At 39.3% G+C, this 21,860-nt stretch carries 22 protein-coding genes; 3 read left to right on the top strand and 19 right to left on the bottom strand.

Annotation, left to right across the window (positions count from 1 at the left end; genetic code table 11):
- Positions 1 to 70: 70 nt before the first annotated feature.
- The 15 genes from ACTWPF_RS05025 to ACTWPF_RS04955 all read right to left on the bottom strand — a co-directional run bounded on the left by ACTWPF_RS05025 (position 71) and on the right by ACTWPF_RS04955 (position 14,967).
- Complete coding sequence (locus tag ACTWPF_RS05025) at positions 71 to 1,333, bottom strand: TRAP transporter large permease (RefSeq protein ID WP_443148536.1); 1,263 nt, start codon at positions 1,331 to 1,333, stop codon at positions 71 to 73.
- On the bottom strand, positions 1,330 to 1,851 hold the full coding sequence (locus tag ACTWPF_RS05020) for a TRAP transporter small permease (protein ID WP_106897625.1): 522 nt from the start codon (positions 1,849 to 1,851) through the stop codon (positions 1,330 to 1,332). The genes ACTWPF_RS05025 and ACTWPF_RS05020 overlap by 4 nt, the downstream gene beginning before the upstream one ends.
- 84 nt (positions 1,852 to 1,935) lie before the next feature.
- The gene (locus ACTWPF_RS05015; protein ID WP_443148535.1) at positions 1,936 to 2,946 is read right to left on the bottom strand and encodes a TRAP transporter substrate-binding protein; all 1,011 of its coding nucleotides are present in this window, start codon (positions 2,944 to 2,946) and stop codon (positions 1,936 to 1,938) included.
- A gap of 22 nt (positions 2,947 to 2,968) precedes the next feature.
- Entirely contained in the window at positions 2,969 to 4,120 is a 1,152-nt protein-coding gene (locus ACTWPF_RS05010; protein WP_443148534.1) for a glycerate kinase, read from the bottom strand.
- A gap of 89 nt (positions 4,121 to 4,209) precedes the next feature.
- Positions 4,210 to 5,313: a CdaR family transcriptional regulator gene (locus ACTWPF_RS05005; protein WP_443148858.1), complete on the bottom strand. Its 1,104-nt coding sequence runs from the start codon at positions 5,311 to 5,313 to the stop codon at positions 4,210 to 4,212.
- Between the two features lie 102 nt (positions 5,314 to 5,415).
- On the bottom strand, positions 5,416 to 6,240 hold the full coding sequence (locus ACTWPF_RS05000) for a sugar phosphate isomerase/epimerase family protein (protein WP_443148533.1): 825 nt from the start codon (positions 6,238 to 6,240) through the stop codon (positions 5,416 to 5,418).
- Between the two features lie 37 nt (positions 6,241 to 6,277).
- Positions 6,278 to 7,468 (bottom strand): dihydrodipicolinate synthase family protein, encoded by a 1,191-nt coding sequence (locus ACTWPF_RS04995; RefSeq protein ID WP_443148532.1) that lies wholly within the window; start codon positions 7,466 to 7,468, stop codon positions 6,278 to 6,280.
- A 10-nt stretch (positions 7,469 to 7,478) separates the two neighbouring features.
- Complete coding sequence (locus tag ACTWPF_RS04990) at positions 7,479 to 8,642, bottom strand: Gfo/Idh/MocA family protein (protein ID WP_443148531.1); 1,164 nt, start codon at positions 8,640 to 8,642, stop codon at positions 7,479 to 7,481.
- 126 nt (positions 8,643 to 8,768) lie between these two features.
- Positions 8,769 to 9,587, bottom strand: coding sequence for an AraC family transcriptional regulator (locus ACTWPF_RS04985; RefSeq protein WP_443148530.1), 819 nt, complete (start codon positions 9,585 to 9,587; stop codon positions 8,769 to 8,771).
- A gap of 157 nt (positions 9,588 to 9,744) precedes the next feature.
- Positions 9,745 to 10,668 carry an LCP family glycopolymer transferase gene (locus ACTWPF_RS04980; protein ID WP_106897633.1) on the bottom strand — a complete coding sequence of 308 codons (924 nt, stop codon included), beginning with the start codon at positions 10,666 to 10,668 and terminating at the stop codon, positions 9,745 to 9,747.
- A gap of 230 nt (positions 10,669 to 10,898) precedes the next feature.
- Positions 10,899 to 11,378, bottom strand: a complete 480-nt coding sequence (locus tag ACTWPF_RS04975; protein ID WP_443148529.1) for a FixH family protein — start codon at positions 11,376 to 11,378, stop codon at positions 10,899 to 10,901.
- Positions 11,379 to 11,399: 21 nt separating this feature from the next.
- Positions 11,400 to 12,785 carry a PepSY-associated TM helix domain-containing protein gene (locus ACTWPF_RS04970; RefSeq protein WP_443148528.1) on the bottom strand — a complete coding sequence of 462 codons (1,386 nt, stop codon included), beginning with the start codon at positions 12,783 to 12,785 and terminating at the stop codon, positions 11,400 to 11,402.
- 326 nt (positions 12,786 to 13,111) lie between these two features.
- The gene (locus tag ACTWPF_RS04965; RefSeq protein ID WP_443148527.1) at positions 13,112 to 14,110 is read right to left on the bottom strand and encodes an NADP-dependent oxidoreductase; all 999 of its coding nucleotides are present in this window, start codon (positions 14,108 to 14,110) and stop codon (positions 13,112 to 13,114) included.
- Positions 14,111 to 14,153: 43 nt separating this feature from the next.
- Entirely contained in the window at positions 14,154 to 14,489 is a 336-nt protein-coding gene (locus ACTWPF_RS04960) for an ArsR/SmtB family transcription factor (RefSeq protein WP_443148526.1), read from the bottom strand.
- Between the two features lie 262 nt (positions 14,490 to 14,751).
- Positions 14,752 to 14,967, bottom strand: coding sequence for a hypothetical protein (locus ACTWPF_RS04955; protein ID WP_106897638.1), 216 nt, complete (start codon positions 14,965 to 14,967; stop codon positions 14,752 to 14,754).
- Between the two features lie 471 nt (positions 14,968 to 15,438).
- Here ACTWPF_RS04955 and ACTWPF_RS04950 point away from each other — a divergent pair, with 471 nt between their 5' ends.
- On the top strand, positions 15,439 to 15,744 hold the full coding sequence (locus tag ACTWPF_RS04950; protein ID WP_443148525.1) for a hypothetical protein: 306 nt from the start codon (positions 15,439 to 15,441) through the stop codon (positions 15,742 to 15,744).
- A gap of 130 nt (positions 15,745 to 15,874) precedes the next feature.
- Here the strand turns inward: ACTWPF_RS04950 and ACTWPF_RS04945 are convergent, their stop codons facing one another.
- Positions 15,875 to 16,891: a 2,3-butanediol dehydrogenase gene (locus ACTWPF_RS04945; RefSeq protein WP_443148524.1), complete on the bottom strand. Its 1,017-nt coding sequence runs from the start codon at positions 16,889 to 16,891 to the stop codon at positions 15,875 to 15,877.
- A gap of 531 nt (positions 16,892 to 17,422) precedes the next feature.
- Positions 17,423 to 17,869, bottom strand: coding sequence for an RrF2 family transcriptional regulator (locus ACTWPF_RS04940; protein ID WP_443148523.1), 447 nt, complete (start codon positions 17,867 to 17,869; stop codon positions 17,423 to 17,425).
- Positions 17,870 to 17,998: 129 nt separating this feature from the next.
- On the opposite strand from ACTWPF_RS04940, the gene hmpA reads away from it, so the two are divergent.
- Positions 17,999 to 19,228, top strand: a complete 1,230-nt coding sequence (gene hmpA / locus ACTWPF_RS04935; protein WP_443148857.1) for an NO-inducible flavohemoprotein — start codon at positions 17,999 to 18,001, stop codon at positions 19,226 to 19,228.
- 35 nt (positions 19,229 to 19,263) lie between these two features.
- Here hmpA and ACTWPF_RS04930 read toward each other — a convergent pair whose 3' ends face one another.
- Positions 19,264 to 19,395 (bottom strand): hypothetical protein, encoded by a 132-nt coding sequence (locus ACTWPF_RS04930; protein ID WP_275949830.1) that lies wholly within the window; start codon positions 19,393 to 19,395, stop codon positions 19,264 to 19,266.
- Positions 19,396 to 19,408: 13 nt separating this feature from the next.
- Entirely contained in the window at positions 19,409 to 20,437 is a 1,029-nt protein-coding gene (locus ACTWPF_RS04925; RefSeq protein ID WP_443148522.1) for a hypothetical protein, read from the bottom strand.
- Between the two features lie 181 nt (positions 20,438 to 20,618).
- On the opposite strand from ACTWPF_RS04925, the gene ytvI reads away from it, so the two are divergent.
- The gene (gene ytvI, locus ACTWPF_RS04920) at positions 20,619 to 21,767 is read left to right on the top strand and encodes a sporulation integral membrane protein YtvI (protein WP_443148521.1); all 1,149 of its coding nucleotides are present in this window, start codon (positions 20,619 to 20,621) and stop codon (positions 21,765 to 21,767) included.
- Positions 21,768 to 21,860 lie beyond the last annotated feature (93 nt).

Here is a 21,860-nt window from a genome sequence, read left to right as displayed (position 1 = left end):
TATCACTAAGTTATGTCCATAAATGAGTTGTTTACTAATGAAATCGATTTTCCACAAAAGTAGAAAATGCTTATTCAAATACATCCAATAAGAATAGCGATAGTTCCGGTATAAGCGTTATAACAAGCAAGGCAAAAATCATAACGAGAATAAAAGGTGCTGTACTTTTTATCACCACAGTTAAGGATGTTTTGCTAATACCTGAAGCGACAAATAAATTTAATCCGAATGGTGGCGTAATCATTCCAATTGAAAGTGCTACAATCATAATGATTCCAAAGTGGATCGGATCTATACCGAGCTCGAGAACCATTGGCAGGAATAATGGAACAAAAATTAACACAGCTGCACTTGTGTCCATAAACATTCCTACTAGCAATAGAATGACAATAACTAATAGCAGGAATATCAACTCTGTGTTAGCATACTCAAGAAATACGGCAGCTAGATTGGTAGGTATTTGTTCATATGTCAGATACCAACTGAACACATTAGAGGCTGCGATAACGAGCATGATCATGGATGAGGTGATGACGGATTTTTTCGTAACATCAATTAAACTTCTCACCGTCAATTCTTTATAAACAAACAACCCAATGATTAGGCTGTAAAAGATTGCGACAGCAGCTGCTTCAGTTGGAGTGAAAATCCCAAAGTAAATTCCGCCTAATACAATAACAGGTAGAAGTATTCCCCAGATTGCTGAAATGAATGATTTTCCTACTTCTCTTAAACTAGCCTTTCCCTCTGGCTTAAATCCTTCCTTTATAGAAATGATAAAACTTACTAAGATAAGTACCAATCCGATAAAAATACCTGGAACTATTCCAGCAAGAAACAGATCACTAATCGAAACCTCTGCAGATGAACCATACACTAGTAACGTTATACTTGGGGGGATAATGATCCCCAAGGTCCCCGCCGTTGTCATTAAACCAATGGCAAACTTACGTGAATATCCTGCATCATCTAAGGAAGGAATCATGAGGCCACCAATTGCAGCTACCGTTGCTGGACTCGATCCAGATAGAGAAGCAAATAGCATGGAAGACATGATCCCGGCAATAGGTAGTCCTCCAGTAGTCCAGCCCACCAACTTCTTTGCGAAATCTATTAACCTTTTTGAAGTCCCTCCAGCTAACATTAAATCCCCTGCAAAGATAAAAAAGGGAATTGCCATCAATGTAAAGGAATCTATCCCTGCAAAAATGGTTCTAGAGAAAACATCTATCGAAACTCCTTCTTGTATCATGGCTAAAAAACTTGATAAACCAATTGCAACGGCAATTGGGGCCCCAATAATTAATAAGATAGCAAAAACAACAATAATCATCGCGTTCCCCTCCCATCTGAAATAGGAGGTTTATCATGAGGAGCACTGGTTTTAAAATTGGTAATGTCCTGTATGAATAACTGAAGAAATCGAATTAACATTAATGCTCCACCAACAGGTAAGGCTAAATAAGGGATGGCCATTGGAATTCCTACAGCCGGTGTGACATTACCAAATTCTATAACATTGGAGACCGTAATGGACCCTGACCAGATAAGAATAACACTGAAGGTCACTCCAATTAAATTTGCTAAAATAGAACAAATCTTTTTAGGTATAGTTGGCAGAAATGCTACCACCGCATCTACAGTCGCATGGGCCTTCTCCCTAACTGCTATACTACTCCCGACTAAGATGAACCAAATTATAATGTACCTTGAAACCTCTTCTGACCAAACTAATGATATATTGAACCCATAACGAAGCACTACTTGCAGAAAGACCAATAAAGAGGCTATAAGAAGAGATAATACCGCCACATATTCTTCTAAGTTATTCAACAACTTATTTATTTTCATGTAAATGCTCCTTTTGAATCTATTGAGAGAAAAAAGGGAGAACGGTTATAGCAACCGTTCTATGAATTAACTATTCATCGTGCGTTATTTGTTCACTGCTTCTAGCAGTTCTTCACTTCCCTCTAGCTTATTGAACTCATCATATACACTGGACATTGCCTCTTTAAAAGCTTCCTTCTGTTCGGCTGACAATTCATTTATACTAATATCTGAATCATTTAGCTCTTCCATATATGCTTCTTCGTCTGTTTTCGCCTCTTCCCATTGCCACTCCGTTACTTCCTTAGAAACTTCATCTACAGCAGTTTGCAAATCCTCAGGTAACTCATCATAAAACTTACTGCTTATTACCAATGGATAGGCCATGTAACCATGACTGCTTAATGTAAGGTAATCCTGCACTTCATAAAACTTTTTACTTACAACATTTGATAGTGGGTTTTCCTGGCCATCTACTGTTCCTGTTTGTAAAGCTGTGTAAAGCTCAGAAAAATCGATGGAAACTCCTCCTGCATTTACTGCCTGAAACTGTGATATTAGAAGCGGGCTTTGAGATACTCTCATTTTAAGTTCATTCATGTCTTCAGGTGTTTCAATTGGATGTACAGAGTTCGTCAAATGCTTAAATCCTCCGTCCCAAAAACCAAGTAAATGCATTCCTTGAGATTCCAATTTCTCTCCTAAAATGTTACCAAGCTCGCCATTTGTTGCCTTAAAAGCATGATCTCTATCTTCAAATAAAAACGGTAGATCAAATACTTCAAATTCTTTCACAAAGGTAGGAAGTACGCCTGTAAATGGCGCATTCATTTGCACGGTACCAGACTGCATCTGTTCAATTATTTCTCGATCACTTCCAAGTTGAGAATCTGGATAAACTTCGACTTTAATTTGTCCATCAGTCTTTTCTTCGATTAATTCACCAAATTTTTCTGCTGCCTTCCCTTTTGCCGTAGAAGGGCTTACAACGTGTGCAAATTTAATGGTATATTCTTTATCCGCTTCCCCAGAAGCTGCGTCCTCCTGTCCACATCCCGTTAGAAACAATACGATCAATAAGCTACCAACCATCCAATTAAAAGCGCTTTTTTTCATCATGAATCCTCCCCAAATTAATTTAGTTTATAAACGTTTTGTGATACGTAATGGATTGACTTGATGCAAAGTGAATGATTTGTTTTGTCTGCTCGTATAATAAATTTTTTGCTTCTTTCATAGACTCTTCTAAAGTTAAAGGTTTGTTAATAATTGAAAAGCAACCTGAAAACCTCTCCCTTAATGCATCTAAATCTCCTACCAAGCTACCAGATAGAAGAATAGCTGTTACATGGTGTTTTTTTGCAAGTAATGCTACGTGCCCTGGGGCTTTCCCAAATAAAGTTTGATTGTCACTTTGCCCCTCTCCTGTAATCACAAGATCAGCATGTTGAATCGCTTCTTCTAAATGCATCGTACTGGCCAACAACTCTGCTCCTGACACTAGTTGAGCACCGATTGCCAACAATGCGAACCCCATTCCACCAGCTGCTCCTGCCCCTGGTTCTTCCTTCAGAGGTCTCCCAACTATCTCTTCAATTAGGCTGGCATAACGATTTAAACTCTGGTCATATGTGGAAACTTGTTGCTTGTTAGCTCCTTTTTGTGGTCCGTACACAACACTTGCTCCAGTCTCACCACATAGTGGGTTTCGAACGTCACACGCTACTTTTATGTCTACATTTTGCATCCTTTTGTCTAGATTTTTAAAACTAATTCTATTGATCTTGTGTAGATCTTTCCCAAAACCAGCTACTGGGCTACCTTCCTTGTCCCACGCCTCCATCCCTAAGGCGAGTAACATTCCTAACCCCCCATCATTTGTGGCACTTCCACCGATTCCTAATATAATTGACGTGGATCCTTTCTCGAGTGCATCAAGAATAATCTCCCCAACCCCATAGGTTGTCGTGACATCTGGATTTCGTTTTTCTAACGGGACCTGCACTAATCCCGCTATATTCGCTAGCTCAATGACAGCCTCTTTAGAATCTAACATGACATAATTAGTTGAGATTTTGTCCCCTAGAGGCCCCGTACAATCTATTGTGATTTGTTTCCCAGATAAGGAAGCCAATAGCGCATCACTTGTCCCCTCACCGCCATCTGCCATTGGTTTTAGCGTCACCCGATGGCTTCGGTCAAGATCCAGAATGGCTTTTTCCATTGTCTTTGCTACCTCCATTGCTGTTAAACTACCTTTAAATGAATCTGGTGCAAGAATGATATTCATAGTAAACTCCTTTTTCATTTACATATCATTTAACTACAATATGACAGCGTTTACAATTATCAAAATAAACAAAAATACTAACTATTTAGTTAATTAATTTGTATCATTGCACAAATCTGTTTTGTTCGTACAATCTTTAATATGCATGAATCGTTAAATACTCTCGGATCTAGTCCTGTCTTTTTGTATACCTTGTCCAAACGATATAAAAGTGTATTCCGATGGATATGCAAAAAGGCTGCGGTCTTTTTTATAGAGAGATTGTTATTTAAAAACGCATCTATGGTCTCCAGGTACGTACTTTCAAGATTCCGTATTTTATTCTCATATTCTGATGAAACCAACATGTATTGCTCATTGTCGATGGCTAAGGTTAATCGTTCCATTACCCAATCCCAACTATAGGAGATCCTATCTTTTCTCTCTGAAAAAGCAAGGGCATGTTTTGCCTGTACATAGGAGTTCCGTATTCCAACAAGGCCAAACCCTTCCTCACCTACTCCAAGACGAGCATAGTTTCCGCTTAACTTCACTAATTTGTTACATAAGTATTCAAGTCTGGTAAAATCACCAGGTATTGCGATAACAATTTCATTTTCCAAGAAGGGGAGAATAAATAGAGTGTCCAACTCCATGCTTTGTATCTCTCTTTTTATCGTAGTCAGTACATCCTGCTCTATCGTTCCAAATAATACCACTGCTCTCCAATCCGCACGATAATTAATTTGCAGGGAATAGGTTGCATCCTCTTCAAGTTTTTCTTTATTAAAACCACTGGGATGGAGGAGTTGGTGCAACCAATAATTCCATTGCCTTTGCTGGTAGTGTTCCTGCCTTTCGATATGTATCTGCTCCAGCACTACTTCTACTGCTGTTCTAATTAAACCAGTAAATTTGTAAATGATATGTGGCTCACCACTAACCCCAACAACTCCAATTTCCTTATCATTGTGGTAAATTGGTAGATTAACACCTTGTTTCGTACCAGGATATCGTGTAAGTTCCTGTTGATCTATAATTAATTCTTTATGTGTTTTTAATACCTCTACTGCCCCTGTATGAAGCTCTCCAACTCTACTATCATCTGTACTCGCAACAATTAAGCCATCTATACTCATAATATTTATATCTAAATCTGTATACTTTGCTACTTTACTAATTATTTTCTGCCCAAGCTTGCTTGTAATTTGCATTTGCAAGAGCTGCCCCCCTCACTATTGATGTAGCCGTACACAACAAATGAAAACGCAGGAAAGAGAATAGCACAAAGCCATTCTCGTTTAGAAAAAATCCTATTAGACATAGTGAACAAATCGGTCTTTAATTGTTGCTAACACTTCATCCCCTGCCATATTCCAAAGATCTTCATTCATAATTTCTACTTCTATAGGTCCCTGGTACCCAGCTTTTTCTACTGCCGCCCTGATCCTTGGGATATCGATTACTCCATCTCCCATCAACTTTCGAGCTTTAAACGTGTCCGTTATTGGGACATTCCAGTCAGAAACGTGAAATCCTAAAATGCGCCCTTCTGCTCTCTCAATCTGCTGATATAGTTCAGAATCCCACCAAACGTGGAAGACGTCTACGACCACTCCAACTTGATCAGGCGAATATTTTTCGGCTAGGCTCATTGCTTCTCCTAATGTTACAACAACTGAACGATCAGCTGCATACATTGGATGCAAGGGCTCAATTCCCAATTTCACACCATGTGAGTCAGCAAACGGTACGAGTTCTTCAATTCCTTCATTTACCCATCCCCGGCATGCTTCAATATCATGTTCAGAACTTGAACCACACACCAGCACCAACACATCTGTCCCTAATTCTGCAGCCTCTTCTACGGCTCTACGGTTCTCATCTAAACTTTTTTGCCGTAACGCTTTCGTGGACGCTGGAAACATTCCACCTCTACAGAGACTGGAGACCTGTAGGCCAGCATCCTTCACTAACTTTTTACTCTGTTTGAGACCAATTTCTTCTATTTTATGTCTCCATAAAGAAATCCAGGGGACTTCTGCTTTCGTACAAGCCTGCACCGCTTCTTCCAGGTTTAACTGCTCTGTGGTAATTTGATTTAAACTCATTCTTTTTAAAAGTTCTGTATTACTCCCCATACCTATCTCCCTTCTTTCCTAATAAAACATGGACAGACTATACGTTTTGTATGGCAATGTTTTTCTGTTCTATCCCTGCCTGCATTAAAGTAAGCTTCATTCTGTAGGTTGCAAGTTCAATATCCTGAATTAACCCAGCTTCACCAGCCATCACAAATAAATCAGCAAGATGGACAATTGAACGCTGGCTTTCAGCCCCACCAATCATCTTAAAATGGGATTGATGACCATTTAAGTAGGCCATAAACACAACTCCGGTCTTATAGGCATAAGTGGGTGCTTGGAATATATGGCGAGAAAGGGCTACGGTTTTTTCCAGTAAAGCGTCATATTTTGGAAAATCCCCATCATCTAATGCGTGAAGTGCACTAGCTGCTGCAGGTGCAATTGCATCAAATATCCCCAGTAGGGCATGACTGTATCCATCTTCATCACCTTTAATTAATTCAGGGTAATTAAAGTCATCTCCTGTATACATTTTTACGCTATCAGGAAGTAATGCTCTCATCTGTATTTCACGTTTGTCATCAAGGAGAGAAATTTTAATGCCATCAACTTTCTTTTCATTCTCCTTTATAATACGTAGACAGACTTCCATTGCCTGATCAATATCTTCAGACCCCCAGTATCCCTTGAGCGCTGGATCAAACATGTCACCAAGCCAATGGAGAATAACTGGTTCGGATACTTTATTTAAAATATGGCTATAGACTTTTACATAGTCTTCAGCAGAGGAAGCACAGGCAGCCAAAGCTCTACTTGCCATTAAAATAATACGCCCTCCCTCTTTTTCGATAAACTCGCACTGTTCTTCATAAGCTCTTTCCACATCTTGGATCGTCACTTGTGAAGTAGGCTGTAAGTGATCTGTCCCAGCGCCGCAAGCTATTTGCCCATTTACTGCCTTCGCTTCTTTTACAGAGCGACTTATCAATTCCTGAGCTGCATTCCAATTTAAACCCATTCCTCGTTGTGCTGTATCCATTGCTTCAGCTACACCAAATCCTAAGGACCAAAGGTGACGGCGATACGCCAATGTTTCCTCCCAATCAATTGCACATTCATTAATCGGATCCATAGTTGCCAAAGGTTCGGCAACAACATGTGCAGCTGACAATGCTATACGCTTTTCAAATTGTTTCTTTGGCATAGCAAAGTCTTTTCCAGGTTTCAATGTATGCGTATACAAATCTCCAGACTGATTTGGTAGTAGGATAGAATTATTCATTTAGATCCTCCTATACGTTTACCTTGTTTTTAACTTTCGGAACATCAACCCAGCGTCTTTCTTCCCATGATTGAAGGGCAATTTCAGCAAGTTGTATCCCTTTCGCACCTTCCATGAGATCCAAATCATATGGTTCGTCTGCAACAACGTGTTTGAGAAACATCTCCCATTGCACCTTAAACGCATTATCAAAGACTTGGTTCTCAGGAACATCGAGCCAGTCATCCTGAAACTTAAACGGATTTGCAATATCCGGATTCCATACAGCCTTTGGCGTGTTTACCCGATGCTGTACTTTACAATCACGAAGGCCTGCCACAGCACTCCCCTCAGTCCCATCAACTTGCACGGTGAGTAAGTCATCTCTGTTCACTCGGACTGCCCAAGAAGAATTAGCCTGCACGATAATTCCATTTTCTAGTTCAAAGATTCCGTATGCAGCATCATCTGCTGTTGCTTTATACGTTTCTCCCTTTTCATCCAATCTCTTTGGAATATGTGTAGCTCCTAAACACGAAACAGACTGAATTGTACCAAAGAGGTGTTGGATTACGTAACTCCAATGTGGAAACATATCGACAATAATGCCGCCTCCGTCTTCCTTCCTGTAATTCCAGGATGGCCGTTGACCTTCCTGCCAATCTCCCTCAAATACCCAATAGCCAAACTCCATACGCACACTTAATATCTCGCCAAAGAAACCAGAATCAATGAGACGCTTCAATTTCATCAAACCTGGTAAATATAATTTGTCCTGTACCACACCATTTTTCAAACCGGCTTCTGTTGCGAGTTCCGAAAGCTTAATGGCTTCTTCTAAGTTCGTAGCAGTTGGTTTCTCACAGTAAATATGTTTTCCAGCCGCAATCGCCTTACGTATTCCTTCTGCTCTCCTTACCGTTGTCTGAGAATCAAAATAAATTTGATTGTAGTCATCAGCTAAGGCTTCCTCAAGGTTAGTGGTCCACCGGGTAATACCATGTGATGCCGCAAGCTCTTCTAATCTAGCTTCACGTCTTCCAACCAGAATAGGATCAGGTATGACGGTGTTTCCGTTCGCCAGTTCAACGCCTCCCTGTTCTCTTATTGCTACAATAGAACGAATTAAGTGCTGATTAGTCCCCATTCGACCAGTCACACCATTCATGATTACACCAATTTTATGTGTTTCCATCCTCAATTCCTCCTTTTTTCTTGTTATCCCTATCATAGAGATTTCATCAACGTTCGTCTTATTAAAGGAAGAATATTATTCTCAATTTCGGAAATTAAATGAAAGTTCCGATAAGTAATCTTACATTTATACTTCATCTCTTGTACTTATTCCTTGTGTGTAGTGATTATTTACACGATATTTATGGGGAGAGATTTTCATATAATCTTTAAATCTTCTATAGAAGGTGGAAAGGGACTCGAAACCTATTTCAAAACAAATAGAGGCAATATCCTTATCTGTCTCCATAAGTAACTTCTTCGCTGTTTCCATCCGGACTTCGTTTAAATATTTCATTGGAGTAATATTGTAACTTTCTTTGAAAATTGTATTTACATGTCGAGTACTAATACCAAGCCTCTGAGAAATATCACCTGCATCAACAATTTCAAAATAATTTTCATCTATGTACTTTCGTAAACGCTCTGCTCGTAAACTATTGGCATTTGTAATACTCTGTTCTTTATTTGACCTTAGAAGTGCAAGTAGTAATTCAGAAAGAAATATTTTAATAGCCATGAATCGATAGTTATCCTGTTGAGATTGCTCGTAAAGCATCCTGCGAAGCAGTTGTCTCACATGCACAGCTTCAAATAAGTTAAGTTCAATAATACGTGTTTCTGCGAAGTTATCTTCTTCTCTTAGAATTTCGTTTATCCCGTTGTCTAGTTGTAGAAGATCAAATTCCAAAACAAGGACGGTCATTTTATCTTCAGCGATGATTGAGTGTTTGGAATAGGGAGGAATGAATGCCAAATTATCTTTTTTAAAGGCATGAACTTGATTGTTAAATATAATTTCTCCTTTACTTTCCAACACATATAAAATTTGATGAACATGATGATAGTGACTTTTCACTAAGTTTTTATCTGTATGTACGTTTTCTTTTATTATAATCCCGGACACTAGCATCCCTCATTTTCACTGTGTTTTTTTGAACCTGTTGCCGTGTTATTTCTAGAAATCTCTACCACTATATTAATTCAACACACTAAAGTGAATTCCTTTAAAGAGCATAGAAAAACAGCACGCTCCCAAGAAGGAACGTGCTGTTATATCGTCTTTATGATTTGATATCTTCAATCATGGAATGAACTTTTTGTATTTCTTCATCTGGCACTAGATAGTAATAAATACCATCAATAGTGGTGCCACTTCCTTCTAACATGTAGTTATCCACGTTTTTACGGACGCCTCTGTAATTAGAGAACAAATTCTTCATGTCTTCAAAGTCTAGGTTTGTCGCCATGTTGTTTCCAAGAACATCAATCACGCCACCAATTTTATTCACAGAGCCAACCGAAGCCCCTCTATCTACTATTCCTTGAATTACCTGACGCTGACGCTTGGTACGACCGAAGTCTCCAGCGTTATCCTGCTTTCTCATCCGAACAAATGCCATTGTCTTCGCGCCATCCATCTCGACAGGACCTTCTGTAAAGTTATACTCCCCATCATTCCAGGCAATTTCATTATTCACTGTAATGGTTCCTAGTTCATCAACTAACTCTTCAAGCCCCTCCATGTTCATGCGGACATAATAATCCAAGTCAATATCGAGGAAGTTTTCTACTGTGGCTACCGACATGTCCGGTCCACCGAATGCGTATGCATGGTTAATCTTGTCTTCTGTACCTCTACCGACAATTGTTGCACGTGTATCACGTGGAATACTAATTAATTGCATGCGATCTGAATCGGGATCAAGTGACAAAACCATAAGAGCATCAGAACGCCCTTTGTCTGCTCCCCTTGCATCTACACCCATAAGTAAAATATTTAAAGGCTCTAAATCCTTAACCTTTTTCTTCGTAACTGCTGTATCAATTGACTCTATTGGCTCATTCATCTTTTCATTGACTGTACTTTTAGCATTGTGATATAAGGAAAATGCATAAACTCCAACTCCAACCAAAAGCAATAGCACTACAATTATTGGTATCTTTAGCCATAATTTTTTTGACTTCTTGCGCTCAGACCTTCTCATATAGGTGCCCCTTCTCTAACTCAATCTTTATAGTAGTAATCTTTTACCGGTATTCTTTATAAACACTACTCTATTATACCTACAAAACTAGACAGAAAACAACACCAATTTCCAAAAAAATACTATATAAAGCGGCGGGCTTATATTGGCTGATGGTTGGGTGCTCAGGGGCGATACTCTCTCGCTCATGGCCGATGCTCTCTCACCCCAAGCCGATACTATCCCCTAGATTAGTGATGATGCTCGTGATCGACTTCTTCCTCTTGGGCACCCTCTTGCAAAATTTCTAGTTCTTCATCTGAAAGCTCTCCTACGATAAATTGCTTTTTGGGTGTGATGATCGAACCATTAGAACTGGCATGGAGTTTTATAAAATAGAGTCCGTCCTCGTCAAAGTCCTTTTTCACATAAAAAGCACCATTTTCATCCTGCTCTACCTCTTCCATTGGAAAAGATAAGGATCCATCCTGCTTCCATATTTCCGCATGAAGAAAGTCTGGGCTTTCCACTTTCTCCACGCGTTCCCCGTTCTGCTCAAGCTCAATAGAAATCACGTCCTCCGCATTATCTTTAAAAGATGCTGGGATTTGAATATCAGCATGTAAAGGGAATTCTTCCTTATAAAGGCTTGCCACACCTGTATTTAATGAACAAGCAGCAAGCACAAGACTGAGCCCGATTAGAACCACACTGGTTATACCTTTTTTCATCGTGTAAGCCTCCTTCTATCATTAGGCATTGAAAAACTGCCGCAACGCAGGAATTCGTTTAATTAATAAAAGATCGATAAGTAAAATACAAATAATGGACAAGCCTACTAATGGGAATAGAATTCCTAGTCCGATTAATATGATGAAAAAGAGTTTCATATTAAAGAATCCACCAGACTTTGGCGCTCCCATCCCATGCTCCGGCTTTCTTTTCCACCATAAATAAAAGCCACTTAATACGATGAAAATAATGCCGAGGCAAATTGCCAGACTCACAAGTTGGTTCACGATGCCAAACTCTGTCCCTTTATGCAGTGTGATGCCCAACGCAACCAGCTTTCCAATTGATTCATAATTGTCATACCGATAATCTGCAAGGACGGCACCTGAATACTGATCAAGGTGCATGGTAATTTCATCCCGTGCTTTAGGTGGAAAAGCAGATAGCGTGTAGACCCCTTCTTCATCATTTGGAAAAATAACCGTATAGCTTGGATGGACACCCTCTCGCTTGGCGGTTGACGTAATATCATCAATTGAAGCAGGCACTAAGCCCTGCAGATTCGACTTTGGCACATCTAATGTTTCCGCAGCCCATGGTACCTCTGCTATTTCCTTTGTTTGCACTCCAGAGCTAGGTGTATCCCCAACCCAGACGGACGGTGGATAACCAACTCCTGCGTTTGTTGCGATTGTTTGGAAGTTAGTCCCCCAGAAGCCAGACCACGGAAGACCTGTCATGATTAAAAAGAACATCCCTGTTGCTATCCAGAACGCTGGAACGGCATGCAAGTCGCGTCGTAACGTCATTTTTCCTTTATGAAAACGGGGATAGACTACGCCTGCTAGACCTTTTCTTTTTCTAGGTAACCAAAGTAAAATGCCGGTCACGATGAGGACCACACCCCAAGATGCAGCAAGTTCTACGATTCGATCACCCAACGTGCCTACCATTAATTCTCCGTGGAACTCTTCTATTTTATCCATGATGCGATCTTCATCATTTAGCTCACCAAGTGAGTCACCTGTATAAGGATTCACAAAAACAGTCAGAGTTTCTCCTTCAGACGACAGTCCAACTTCACTCGAGCGAGTGTCATCCTCACCTGGCCGAAAGCTAGTGACCACCGCACCCGGATGCGTTTCTTTTGCCTGATCTATGATCTCAGAATCTGCAAGTCTCTCATCCTGTGGCGTGACATCATAATAATCGGCGTAGATCATGTTTTCAATCTGTGGTTTAAATAAATAGACACTTCCCGTCACTGCCAGTATCAGAAGGAATGGCGCGATGATAATACCTGCATAGAAGTGCCATCTCCATACCGTTTTATAAAATAAGGCTCTCTTTTGTTTCCTTTGCTTCTCTTTCGAAGCTTCTTGCACCTCTTCCTTACCTCTTCCCACACGTATCACTCCATTACGATATTTTATTAGAGCTGGATTACCAAGATCATATCCAAGCCCAACAAGGCTTAATTACTAGCTAATGTATGTTATACATTGTTTTCTCATGTTTATGTCTCGTTTATCGTATGGGGTTCAGGAAGCATAATCAAGAGATTTCATGATGACTTTTGTGTGAATTTGTTTAGTTGTAACATTTTAGACAAGAAGATAAGTGGAGGGTTTCGTTGCAGGGGGAAGAACGTGAAAAATAATGAGGTGCTATCCTTATTCCAGATTCGCACCCCACACTTATTTAGAAAGAACTTTTTTGCTTCGTTTCCTACCTATTTTATTTTTAATATTATTTTTCCTTTGGCCCTTCCAGACTCCGCATATTCCATCGCTTTTTGAGCATCTTCAAAAGGATAAACTCTATCAATTATAGGCTTAATTTTACCAGCCTCCATATAGTTTGCGATTATACGTAATTGCTCACCACTTGGCTTCATAAACAAAAATCTATATTGTGCATGATGCTTTTTTTCAAGTGCAGAAAGTTTATGGCTTGCTACTGAAAACAACAACGTCTTAATAAATCCGGAACCATTTTCTTTACCAAAGTGAGCATTCGGCAAACCCGAAACAGAAACAATTTTTCCGCCGCTCTTTATTACTTCGAAGGATTTTTCAAGTACCTCGCCACCAAGTGTATCAAATACGGCATCATAGTTTCTTAATGTCTCTTCAAATTTTTCTGTCTTGTAATTTATCATTTCATCTGCTCCCAGAGAGTTTACTAAATGTTCACCAGCTTCACTTGCAGTGGTGGCAACTGTAGCCCCCATTAATTTGGCCAATTGAATAGCAAAAGTACCAACACCCCCTGCCCCAGCTTGAATTAAAATCTTTTGTTCCTTTTGTAATTGCAAAATGTCTACTAGGGCTTGATAGCTGGTTAACCCAACCAATGGAATTGATGCTGCTTCTTCAAAGCTTAAATTTTTAGGTTTTAAGGCGATGTCATCTTCATGAATGGCGATATAATCAGCAAAGGTTCCAATTTTACTTTTACGTGGACGTGCATATATCTCGTCACCAACTTTAAAGCGAGTCACTTTTGCGCCAACCTTTGCAACAACACCAGAAAAGTCATTCCCTAAGATAAGTGGCATTTTATACTTAACTAATAATTTCACTTTTCCATCCCGTATCTTAAAATCAATAGGATTAATACTAGCAGCATGAATTTTCGCGAGTACCTCAAATTCACCAACTTCAGGTGTAGGTACATCTGCCATACGTAATGGCACTTCCCCATACTTCTCAATAATCATTGCTCTCATTGCCATTGCCTCCAAATAATGTCTATTTACAACGTACCATTTTTCAATAATTGTTCTGCATGAAGTTATCAATATCCGACATAAGTGTTTTTAATAAACCTAATTCCGTACTTACATTAATATAGTAAAAGTTTTTTGTCCCTTCCTTACGCATTAAAATAACACCGGCATCTCGTAAAACCTTAAGATGATGAGACACAGCAGGACGAGAAAGATGTGTTTGTTTTGTGATTTCCCCCACGCGTAATCCAGTTTCACAATCCGTCCCCATGAGGACTAACAAAATCGATTGGCGTGTTTCGTCTCCAATTGCCAAAAGTACCTTCTGACTATTAATAAAACCCTCTTTGATTATATTTAGTTGGTCCTGTTTATTCATTCAATAAACTACCTCCAAAATTAGTTTAACTGTTTAAGTTGATAAACCATGTTGCAACAAAATAACAATACAATAGTGGTATGCGTGTTGCAATATTGAGAAAGCAAATCGAGACGAATATATCCTAAAAAAGAAGCATCATAATGTTCAGCAACATTCGTGTCCACTTCATACACAAACCTAAAAAAGCGTAGTTTCTGCCTACACTTTTTTAGGGTTAATGTTTATCATCTTTTGGAGCATCGTCATCTAAAAAGCTCCGTCATTTTCCTTCCTTTACCTGCTTTATTAATCCTCGAACAGTTAGAGAGAAAAGGATAATAATGAGCACACTTACAATAAGGATGGATGCTGTGTCTGGCTCACCGAAAATGATTTCCAGCAAATCACTAAAGTTCGGTAATCCCAACGAGTTGAACAAACTCGATAATAGAAACCCAATTAATATACCCAATAAGAAAAGTAGTGCCACTTTCATCGTCTCGACCTCCTTCTATCCATTGACTTTTTCATCAGTCTTCCAATCTAATTAATTATTAGAATAATGAGTTAAATAAAGTGTACCGTTATTTTCCAGTAATGTATAGTAACTTCCATACAAATGGATAAAAGTGATTCTCCCCAATTACGTACGAGCAGATGCCAATTGAAGAGATGTAAGAAGGATAATATAAAACTCTGTAGAATTAACTAAGTAAGGGATTTAACTAACTGTAAAAGAGGTTTAACTATGACTATCTCATTTCAGTATCTCATTTCAGTTCATTTCCAATAAAATATAATGTAGACATAAGGGTATTGATTCTCATATATATAAGTAAGATCGATCTTATCCAAGGGGGACGGTTTTATTAAAAGGTTTTTATACTATTTCGGATTCACGGTCGGTATTGGTTTTATTGTATATGTAGGAATTAAATTTCAAGTTTGGTTAGAAGAAACAGCAAGTATGAACTATGACCTCATGCCTGTCGTACTATATGGCATCATCTTTCCAATCGTTATAGGAGTACTTCTGAGATTGCCAAAATTGTTCATTGAAATAAAGCAGAATAAACCATGGAAATTTGATTGGATAAAGTTTGTGGCAATAGCAATTCCAACCTTGTTTGTGATCGCAATGGCCATTTTACCTTTTACTGCTGCAGCAGGTATTATGAAAATATCGTTAATTATAATGGATGGAACACCAATCATACAAACCATCGCTGGTATTGTTCTAGGATATAGTTTATTAGATTGTTTAAAAGAATAAGTAGGTTCTTTTGTATTGAAAAGTAATAAAACCCATAGCTGCTCCTTGATGCGAGCAACTATGGGTTTTTACTTGAAGCATATTTAAAATAATAGAAAAACAGCACTTCCGCCCCTTATAGGAAAAATTACTATTTCGGACTTACTAAAATTTTACATTCAGATTTGTCTTCGATTAATTTATCGAATCCTTCTTCGATGATGTCATCTAATCCAATTTTATTCGTGATAACAGGACCTGCATTGATAGAGCCCTTTGCTAAAAGATCAATCACTTCACCAAAGATATGATTATATCCTAAAGATGCAGTAATTTTCTTTTCTGTTATTAATTGCGTTGCAGGATGATAGGAAACCGGTTTAGAGAAAACACTTACTACCATAAACTCACCATTTGGTTTCGTGCAATCCAATGCGCTATTGAATGTTACCTCAATACCAGCTGCATCATACGCAACGTCAACGCCGCCATTTGTCATCTCTTGGATGCTCTTCACAGCATCTTCCTTAGAAGGGTCGATTACAACGTCAGCTCCCATTTCCTTCGCAAGCTCGCGTCGTTTTTCATTTACTTCCACGACAAAAATCTTGCTCGCACCAGCAGCTCGTAATGTTTCAGATAACAACAAGCCTATTGGACCTGCGCCAAATACCGCAACCTTGTCCCCTACTCTAAATTCGCTGTTACGTACTGCATGCAGCACAACTGCAGTCGGTTCTACCAATGCGGCAAGCTCATAGCTAAGACTCTCTGGAAGAACAAATACATTTTCTTCTTTCACAACTATGTATTCAGCAAATCCGCCATCTTCATGGATACCATAAGATTCCATATTAGGGCACGTATTGTAATTTCCTTTTTTACAGGATGCACATTTTCCACATCCCCAAATTGGTTCCACTGCTACTCGGTCACCTGATTTGAACCTAGTCACACCTTCTCCAACTTCAACTACTTCCCCAGTAAATTCGTGGCCTAAAATCATTTTATCAGCTGTGACAAACGATTTGTGCATGTATTCATGTAAATCTGTACCGCAAATACCCGCATATTCCACTTTTACTTTTACTGTACCTTTTGTTACTTCTGGTGTAGAAACTTCTTCTACCTTAGCATTCTTTGTACCATAATAAACTAATGCTTTCATCGTAACTTCCCCCTTCTCCTGCTATATTACTAGATTAAGTAAGTAATATAGTTAAATTGTACTGCAATAGGAGAGAGAGAAACAAGAAAATTGTATTATTTTGTTGATAATTGTCGAAATTATAGAGATATCATAAGTCCAAAGCACATGTTAACTTTCCGTTGTAACCAAACGACTGAAAAAAGTATTAAAACACTATTAGGAAACAGTGCAAGTAATATTAAAAGTTGTCTATAGCAATGATTATCCAGAGTATGAGGAAATTGATTGGTGAAAACTCATATAACAAAAACGGCCCCATAAGTGAGCCGCTTTTGTTATATGCTTGCTTTGGGCATGTTTTTGAATCGACAACGTTACAGTTCCAATCAACCAACTTCATGTGTCTATCAACCACATTTCACTTCCAATCAATCAACTTCTCCGGTCTATCAACCACATTTCGCTTTCAATCAACCAAATCGTCACTTCTATCAACTGAGTTCTCTTGCGAAACAACCAACTCCACGTGCCCTAACGCCCTTCAAGCTCTTAATCGCTATTTCCCATTCCCATCAGTGCTCTTAATTCTTCTTCATTCTGAATCAGGTCCTCGAGCGTGTATTCTTCAAGCACTTTAAAAAATGTGCCGAGCGCTTTATTGATGACATGCTTTAGGCTGCAGCCTGGAGAGATGACGCAATGGTTTGTTCCTTTATCAAAGCATTCCAATAGCGAGAAGTCCTGTTCCAAGTCACGCACTAGCATGCCAATATTGATTTCATGTGCAGGCTTAGCCAGCCTGATCCCCCCACCTCTTCCTCTGGTGGATTCTATAAGTCCTCGTTTCACAAGATCATGCACAACCTTTCGCACATGCTCTTGCGAAATGTTGTAGACATCGGAAATTTCTTTTATTCTAGCACGTTCCTCGCCATGTTTTAATCCAGTAAAAATTAAGACACGCAAGGAATAATCCGTGTATTTTTTTAAATTCATGGCAAGCACACCCTCTTGTTCATCTTTTCACATTATTGTAACATACTTCTGCCTAAACCCCATTGTAAAAGACAATGGAGCGTTCTACAATAAAGATGTATTCAAAATACACCTTTTAATAAGGAGCGAATTTTAATGACAACTCAAACAACATTATTAGATCAAAAAACAATGGACATTATTAAATCAACAGTTCCTGTATTAGCGGAACATGGAGGAAGCATTACCAAACACTTCTATTCAAGATTGCTTGAAGAACATCCTGAGTTAAAAAATGTCTTCAACCAAACGAACCAACGAAAAGGGGATCAACCAAAAGCATTAGCCAATACGGTGTATGCTGCTGCGGCAAACATTGATCGCTTGGAAGAAATCCTGCCACATGTGAAGCAAATCGCACATAAACATAGAAGTTTAAACATTAAGCCAGAGCAATACCCTATCGTTGGGAAATATTTATTACTAGCCATTAAAGAAGTACTAGGTGATGCTGCAACAGACGATATCATTGAAGCATGGGGAAAAGCATATGGTGTCATTGCTGATGTTTTCATTTCAGTGGAAAAAGAGATGTATGACCAAACAGAGCAAACGCCTGGTGGTTGGCTAGGATTCCGTGATTTCATCGTAGAGAAAAAAGTTGTGGAAAGCGATGTTATTACATCCTTCTATTTAAAACCAGCAGACGGGCTGGCAATCCAGGCCTATGAGCCTGGCCAGTATATTACCGTAAAAGCACAAATCAAAAATGATCCATATGACCATTTGCGTCAATATAGCTTGTCCACCGCACCAGGTAAAGATTATTATCGGATTAGTGTAAAACGAGAAGATGCATTTGATAACCTACCAGCAGGTGTTGTCTCAACATTCTTGCACACGCAAGTTCGTGCTGGTGACATTATTCCAATCACTGCTCCATCAGGTGATTTCACATTAAATGAAGAGCAAAAACCGCTTGTTCTGATTAGCGGCGGAGTTGGTTTAACACCGTTGATGAGCATGCTCGAAACTACTCTAAATGAACAGCCAGAACGCGAGGTCATTTTCATCCATGCAGCACAATCAAGCAAGCATCATGCGATGAGAGAACAAGTGGAAACCTTAGCAAGCACGCATCATAATGTGACACATTACTTCGTATACAACAACCCACAGGATCCGGTATCTTGTGACAAACACGGAAGAATTGATGAGGAATGGTTAAGAAGCATTATCCCTTCAACAGATTCTGCGTTTTACTTCTGTGGACCAAAAGGATTTATGCGTGGCATGTACCTTGCATTGAAAAAAATGCACGTTGCAGATGAAGCAATTCACTTTGAAATCTTCGGTCCGGCAGCAGACATAACAGCCTAACCCCATAACAAAAAAGTTGACTTCTACCACGGAAGTCAACTTTTTTTCTTTTCATAACAGGCAAAACAGAAAAGTTCCTTTCCTTCCTGCACCCCTTCTAAAAATCCACTGTGACAATACACAACTTTCTCACATTCTACACACGCGCCAACACGTTCTTTCTCCATCTTCAGCCCCCCCTTATACACTGCTTTTTTCCAGTAACTTCTCCCTCTGAAAACGAGTTCCTAGCCACAGTACCATTTCCACTACAAGCAAGCCTAAAACAACCCATGCCCATACCTGTAAGAATACAGACTGCAAACGATATAGCAGACTCCCCTCTGAAAGCGCGCTATGCAACGTCAGGGTAAAGGCATAAAACATGCCAAAGGTGAAATTTCTTGACCATTGGCTAATATGGTAGGTGAAGATTCCTTTTTTCCAGCCATATTTCGTTATCCTGCTGATTGCTCTTCCTATCTCTATGCCCTCTACGAAGATAAAAATGATAAAAACAATTACCCAAAATACGGTCATGAACGACGAAGACAGGAGCTGAGAAAAAACAAGCGCAAGGCCGGTAATCGATAAGGCTCCATGTAGGATGCAATTTGTGTTTGCCCAGTCATCGGCAAGCGTCCATGTACTTGCGATATAGCGTAGACTAATGAAGACAACTCCAACAACATAGAAGCTAAAACCAAGGCTAATCATAAACACGACTAATGGAAGAGGGACTCTTGAAAAAGCCTGAAACCATGAGATAACCACAGATTGCGTCGCGACTGCCGATAATAACAGCACCCCATGGATTGTGTAGACGTGATACTTTTTAAAAAGCTGTTTGAATTGATACATACATAGAATAACAAAGCATATCCATATTGCACTATTGATCACGGCAATAAGTTGCGTAATGAAATCAAATTTAGGGAAATACTTCATTACAACGTCACATATAATCGCAATTCCTGCTATCCAGGATCCAACTAAAAAGGAATTCACTGGATTATGTATAAAAGGGTAGAAAAATCCTTTACGAAAAATCTGTACGGTTAGCAATGTATAAATAACCATACCAAGCATAAAAAAAGCCATGACAAGTACTATTCGCAATCCTTCCTGCAACCCGAAGGCGTCCATAGCAGAAAAGAGAAAGATCCCGATCGCCATTACAATCGTGCCAGCTGCAGGATTTATAATTTTTAATTTATCTATAGATAACATGAATGACACCTAATTTCCTTTACTTGCAGAAATCATTTTATCACAAAAGCTTTTCGGGTATCTATTTTTCATATTTGGTATATCTTATTGTCGTAATTGCTTGTAATACTTTCTTCAGGCCATCTTTGATATGATAATAGAAATACTTAACCGAAGTTTAAAAGAAGTTGGAGGAGTAACCATGACAAAAAACCAAGCTATCATTATGGCAAGATTTATCGTAGTCCTCTTTTCTGTACTGGCATTATGTTGGGTAGCTGCTTGGGTATTTAAAATATCCTATCCTTTTTGGATTGCTGCCCTGCTCGTATGGATGTTTTATCCGCTCGTCCGCCTGATTCGATCGAAAATTCACCTCCCGAATGCGCTAGCTGTATTTGTTGTGTTATTAATTAGTCTCGCCGTACTAGGCGGAGCGATTACTGGGTTGGTCTTCTTAATTATTTGGGGAGTGAAGAGCCTTTCTAAAATTATACCGGATTGGATTCAAAGCACCACTGGCCAGGCTCAAGACTTTTTCAATAATTCCATTCTACCGATTTGGCAAAGACTTGGTGAATTTATGAATGTGTTTTCTAGTGAGCAACAGTCTGCACTTCAGGAGAGCATCTCTTCAATGGGTACACGACTAGCTTCTTCCATAGCTGAGATTGGGACTGGACTAGTTAATGGACTAACACAGCTATTTGTCATCGTTCCATCCTTTCTCCTTGCCTTTCTGTTTGTATTTATTGGCTTTTACTTCATCGGAAAAGACTGGGAGAAAATAGTAACGAGAGTCCGCACAAAAATGCCTGTAAGTGTTTGGGATAAAGCTAAATCCTTCCGAAACATACTGAGGTACCGTGTGTGGGGGCTAATTCGCGCGCAAATATTGCTTATGTTTATTGCCTCCATCATCGTATTTATCGGGTTACTCATACTGGGAACAGACCATACCTTGGCCGTCGCGATCGTAGTAGGGGCTGCAGAAATTCTCCCATATCTCGGCTCGGGAACCATTTTAGGGCCATGGGCCTTGTATATGTTTTTCACAGGAGATATTGGGATGGGCATCGGCCTTGCCATCTTATATGGTGTCACCGCTGGCGTTCGCCAAGCAATCGAGCCAAAGATCCTGTCCTCCAGCATGAACCTTGATGCACTGGCAGTCTTGATCTCCTTATTCGTCGGTTTACAGTTATTTGGAATGGTAGGCGTTTTTCTTGGTCCCATCATCCTTGTCATTTTTATCATATTTAAAGACATCGGAGTCGTTCGAGATCTCATGAATTTTATTAAATTCGGATTTAAAGAAGAACCAGATAGTGTGAAGGAACGTAGGAAGTAGGGCCAATTATAAAGATGCTACAGGCTTTTTAGTTCCGAGGAATCAGGCGTTAAAATGGTAGCGTATGTTATGCTGAAATAGATCGTTTTACCT

This window comes from Oceanobacillus sp. M65 (assembly GCF_052246275.1).
In the GTDB taxonomy this organism is placed as follows: Bacteria; Bacillota; Bacilli; order Bacillales; family Amphibacillaceae; genus Oceanobacillus_B; species Oceanobacillus_B jordanicus.
Note: the sequence above shows the minus strand (reverse complement) of the source record. Positions and strands in the feature narration are given on the sequence as shown.

Bases quoted from the DNA above. Each gene is read 5' to 3' on its own strand.
- ACTWPF_RS05025 (WP_443148536.1), bottom strand. From the start codon at position 1,333: ATGATTATTGTTGTTTTTGCTATCTTATTAATTATTGGGGCCCCAATT.
- ACTWPF_RS05020 (WP_106897625.1), bottom strand. From the start codon at position 1,851: ATGAAAATAAATAAGTTGTTGAATAACTTAGAAGAATATGTGGCGGTA.
- ACTWPF_RS05015 (WP_443148535.1), bottom strand. From the start codon at position 2,946: ATGAAAAAAAGCGCTTTTAATTGGATGGTTGGTAGCTTATTGATCGTA.
- ACTWPF_RS05010 (WP_443148534.1), bottom strand. From the start codon at position 4,120: ATGAATATCATTCTTGCACCAGATTCATTTAAAGGTAGTTTAACAGCA.
- ACTWPF_RS05005 (WP_443148858.1), bottom strand. From the start codon at position 5,313: ATGCAAATTACAAGCAAGCTTGGGCAGAAAATAATTAGTAAAGTAGCA.
- ACTWPF_RS05000 (WP_443148533.1), bottom strand. From the start codon at position 6,240: ATGGGGAGTAATACAGAACTTTTAAAAAGAATGAGTTTAAATCAAATT.
- ACTWPF_RS04995 (WP_443148532.1), bottom strand. From the start codon at position 7,468: ATGAATAATTCTATCCTACTACCAAATCAGTCTGGAGATTTGTATACG.
- ACTWPF_RS04990 (WP_443148531.1), bottom strand. From the start codon at position 8,642: ATGGAAACACATAAAATTGGTGTAATCATGAATGGTGTGACTGGTCGA.
- ACTWPF_RS04980 (WP_106897633.1), bottom strand. From the start codon at position 10,668: ATGAGAAGGTCTGAGCGCAAGAAGTCAAAAAAATTATGGCTAAAGATA.
- ACTWPF_RS04975 (WP_443148529.1), bottom strand. From the start codon at position 11,378: ATGAAAAAAGGTATAACCAGTGTGGTTCTAATCGGGCTCAGTCTTGTG.
- ACTWPF_RS04965 (WP_443148527.1), bottom strand. From the start codon at position 14,110: ATGAGAGCAATGATTATTGAGAAGTATGGGGAAGTGCCATTACGTATG.
- ACTWPF_RS04960 (WP_443148526.1), bottom strand. From the start codon at position 14,489: ATGAATAAACAGGACCAACTAAATATAATCAAAGAGGGTTTTATTAAT.
- ACTWPF_RS04955 (WP_106897638.1), bottom strand. From the start codon at position 14,967: ATGAAAGTGGCACTACTTTTCTTATTGGGTATATTAATTGGGTTTCTA.
- ACTWPF_RS04950 (WP_443148525.1), top strand. From the start codon at position 15,439: ATGAACTATGACCTCATGCCTGTCGTACTATATGGCATCATCTTTCCA.
- ACTWPF_RS04945 (WP_443148524.1), bottom strand. From the start codon at position 16,891: ATGAAAGCATTAGTTTATTATGGTACAAAGAATGCTAAGGTAGAAGAA.
- ACTWPF_RS04940 (WP_443148523.1), bottom strand. From the start codon at position 17,869: ATGAATTTAAAAAAATACACGGATTATTCCTTGCGTGTCTTAATTTTT.
- ACTWPF_RS04930 (WP_275949830.1), bottom strand. From the start codon at position 19,395: ATGGAGAAAGAACGTGTTGGCGCGTGTGTAGAATGTGAGAAAGTTGTG.
- ACTWPF_RS04925 (WP_443148522.1), bottom strand. From the start codon at position 20,437: ATGTTATCTATAGATAAATTAAAAATTATAAATCCTGCAGCTGGCACG.
- ytvI (WP_443148521.1), top strand. From the start codon at position 20,619: ATGACAAAAAACCAAGCTATCATTATGGCAAGATTTATCGTAGTCCTC.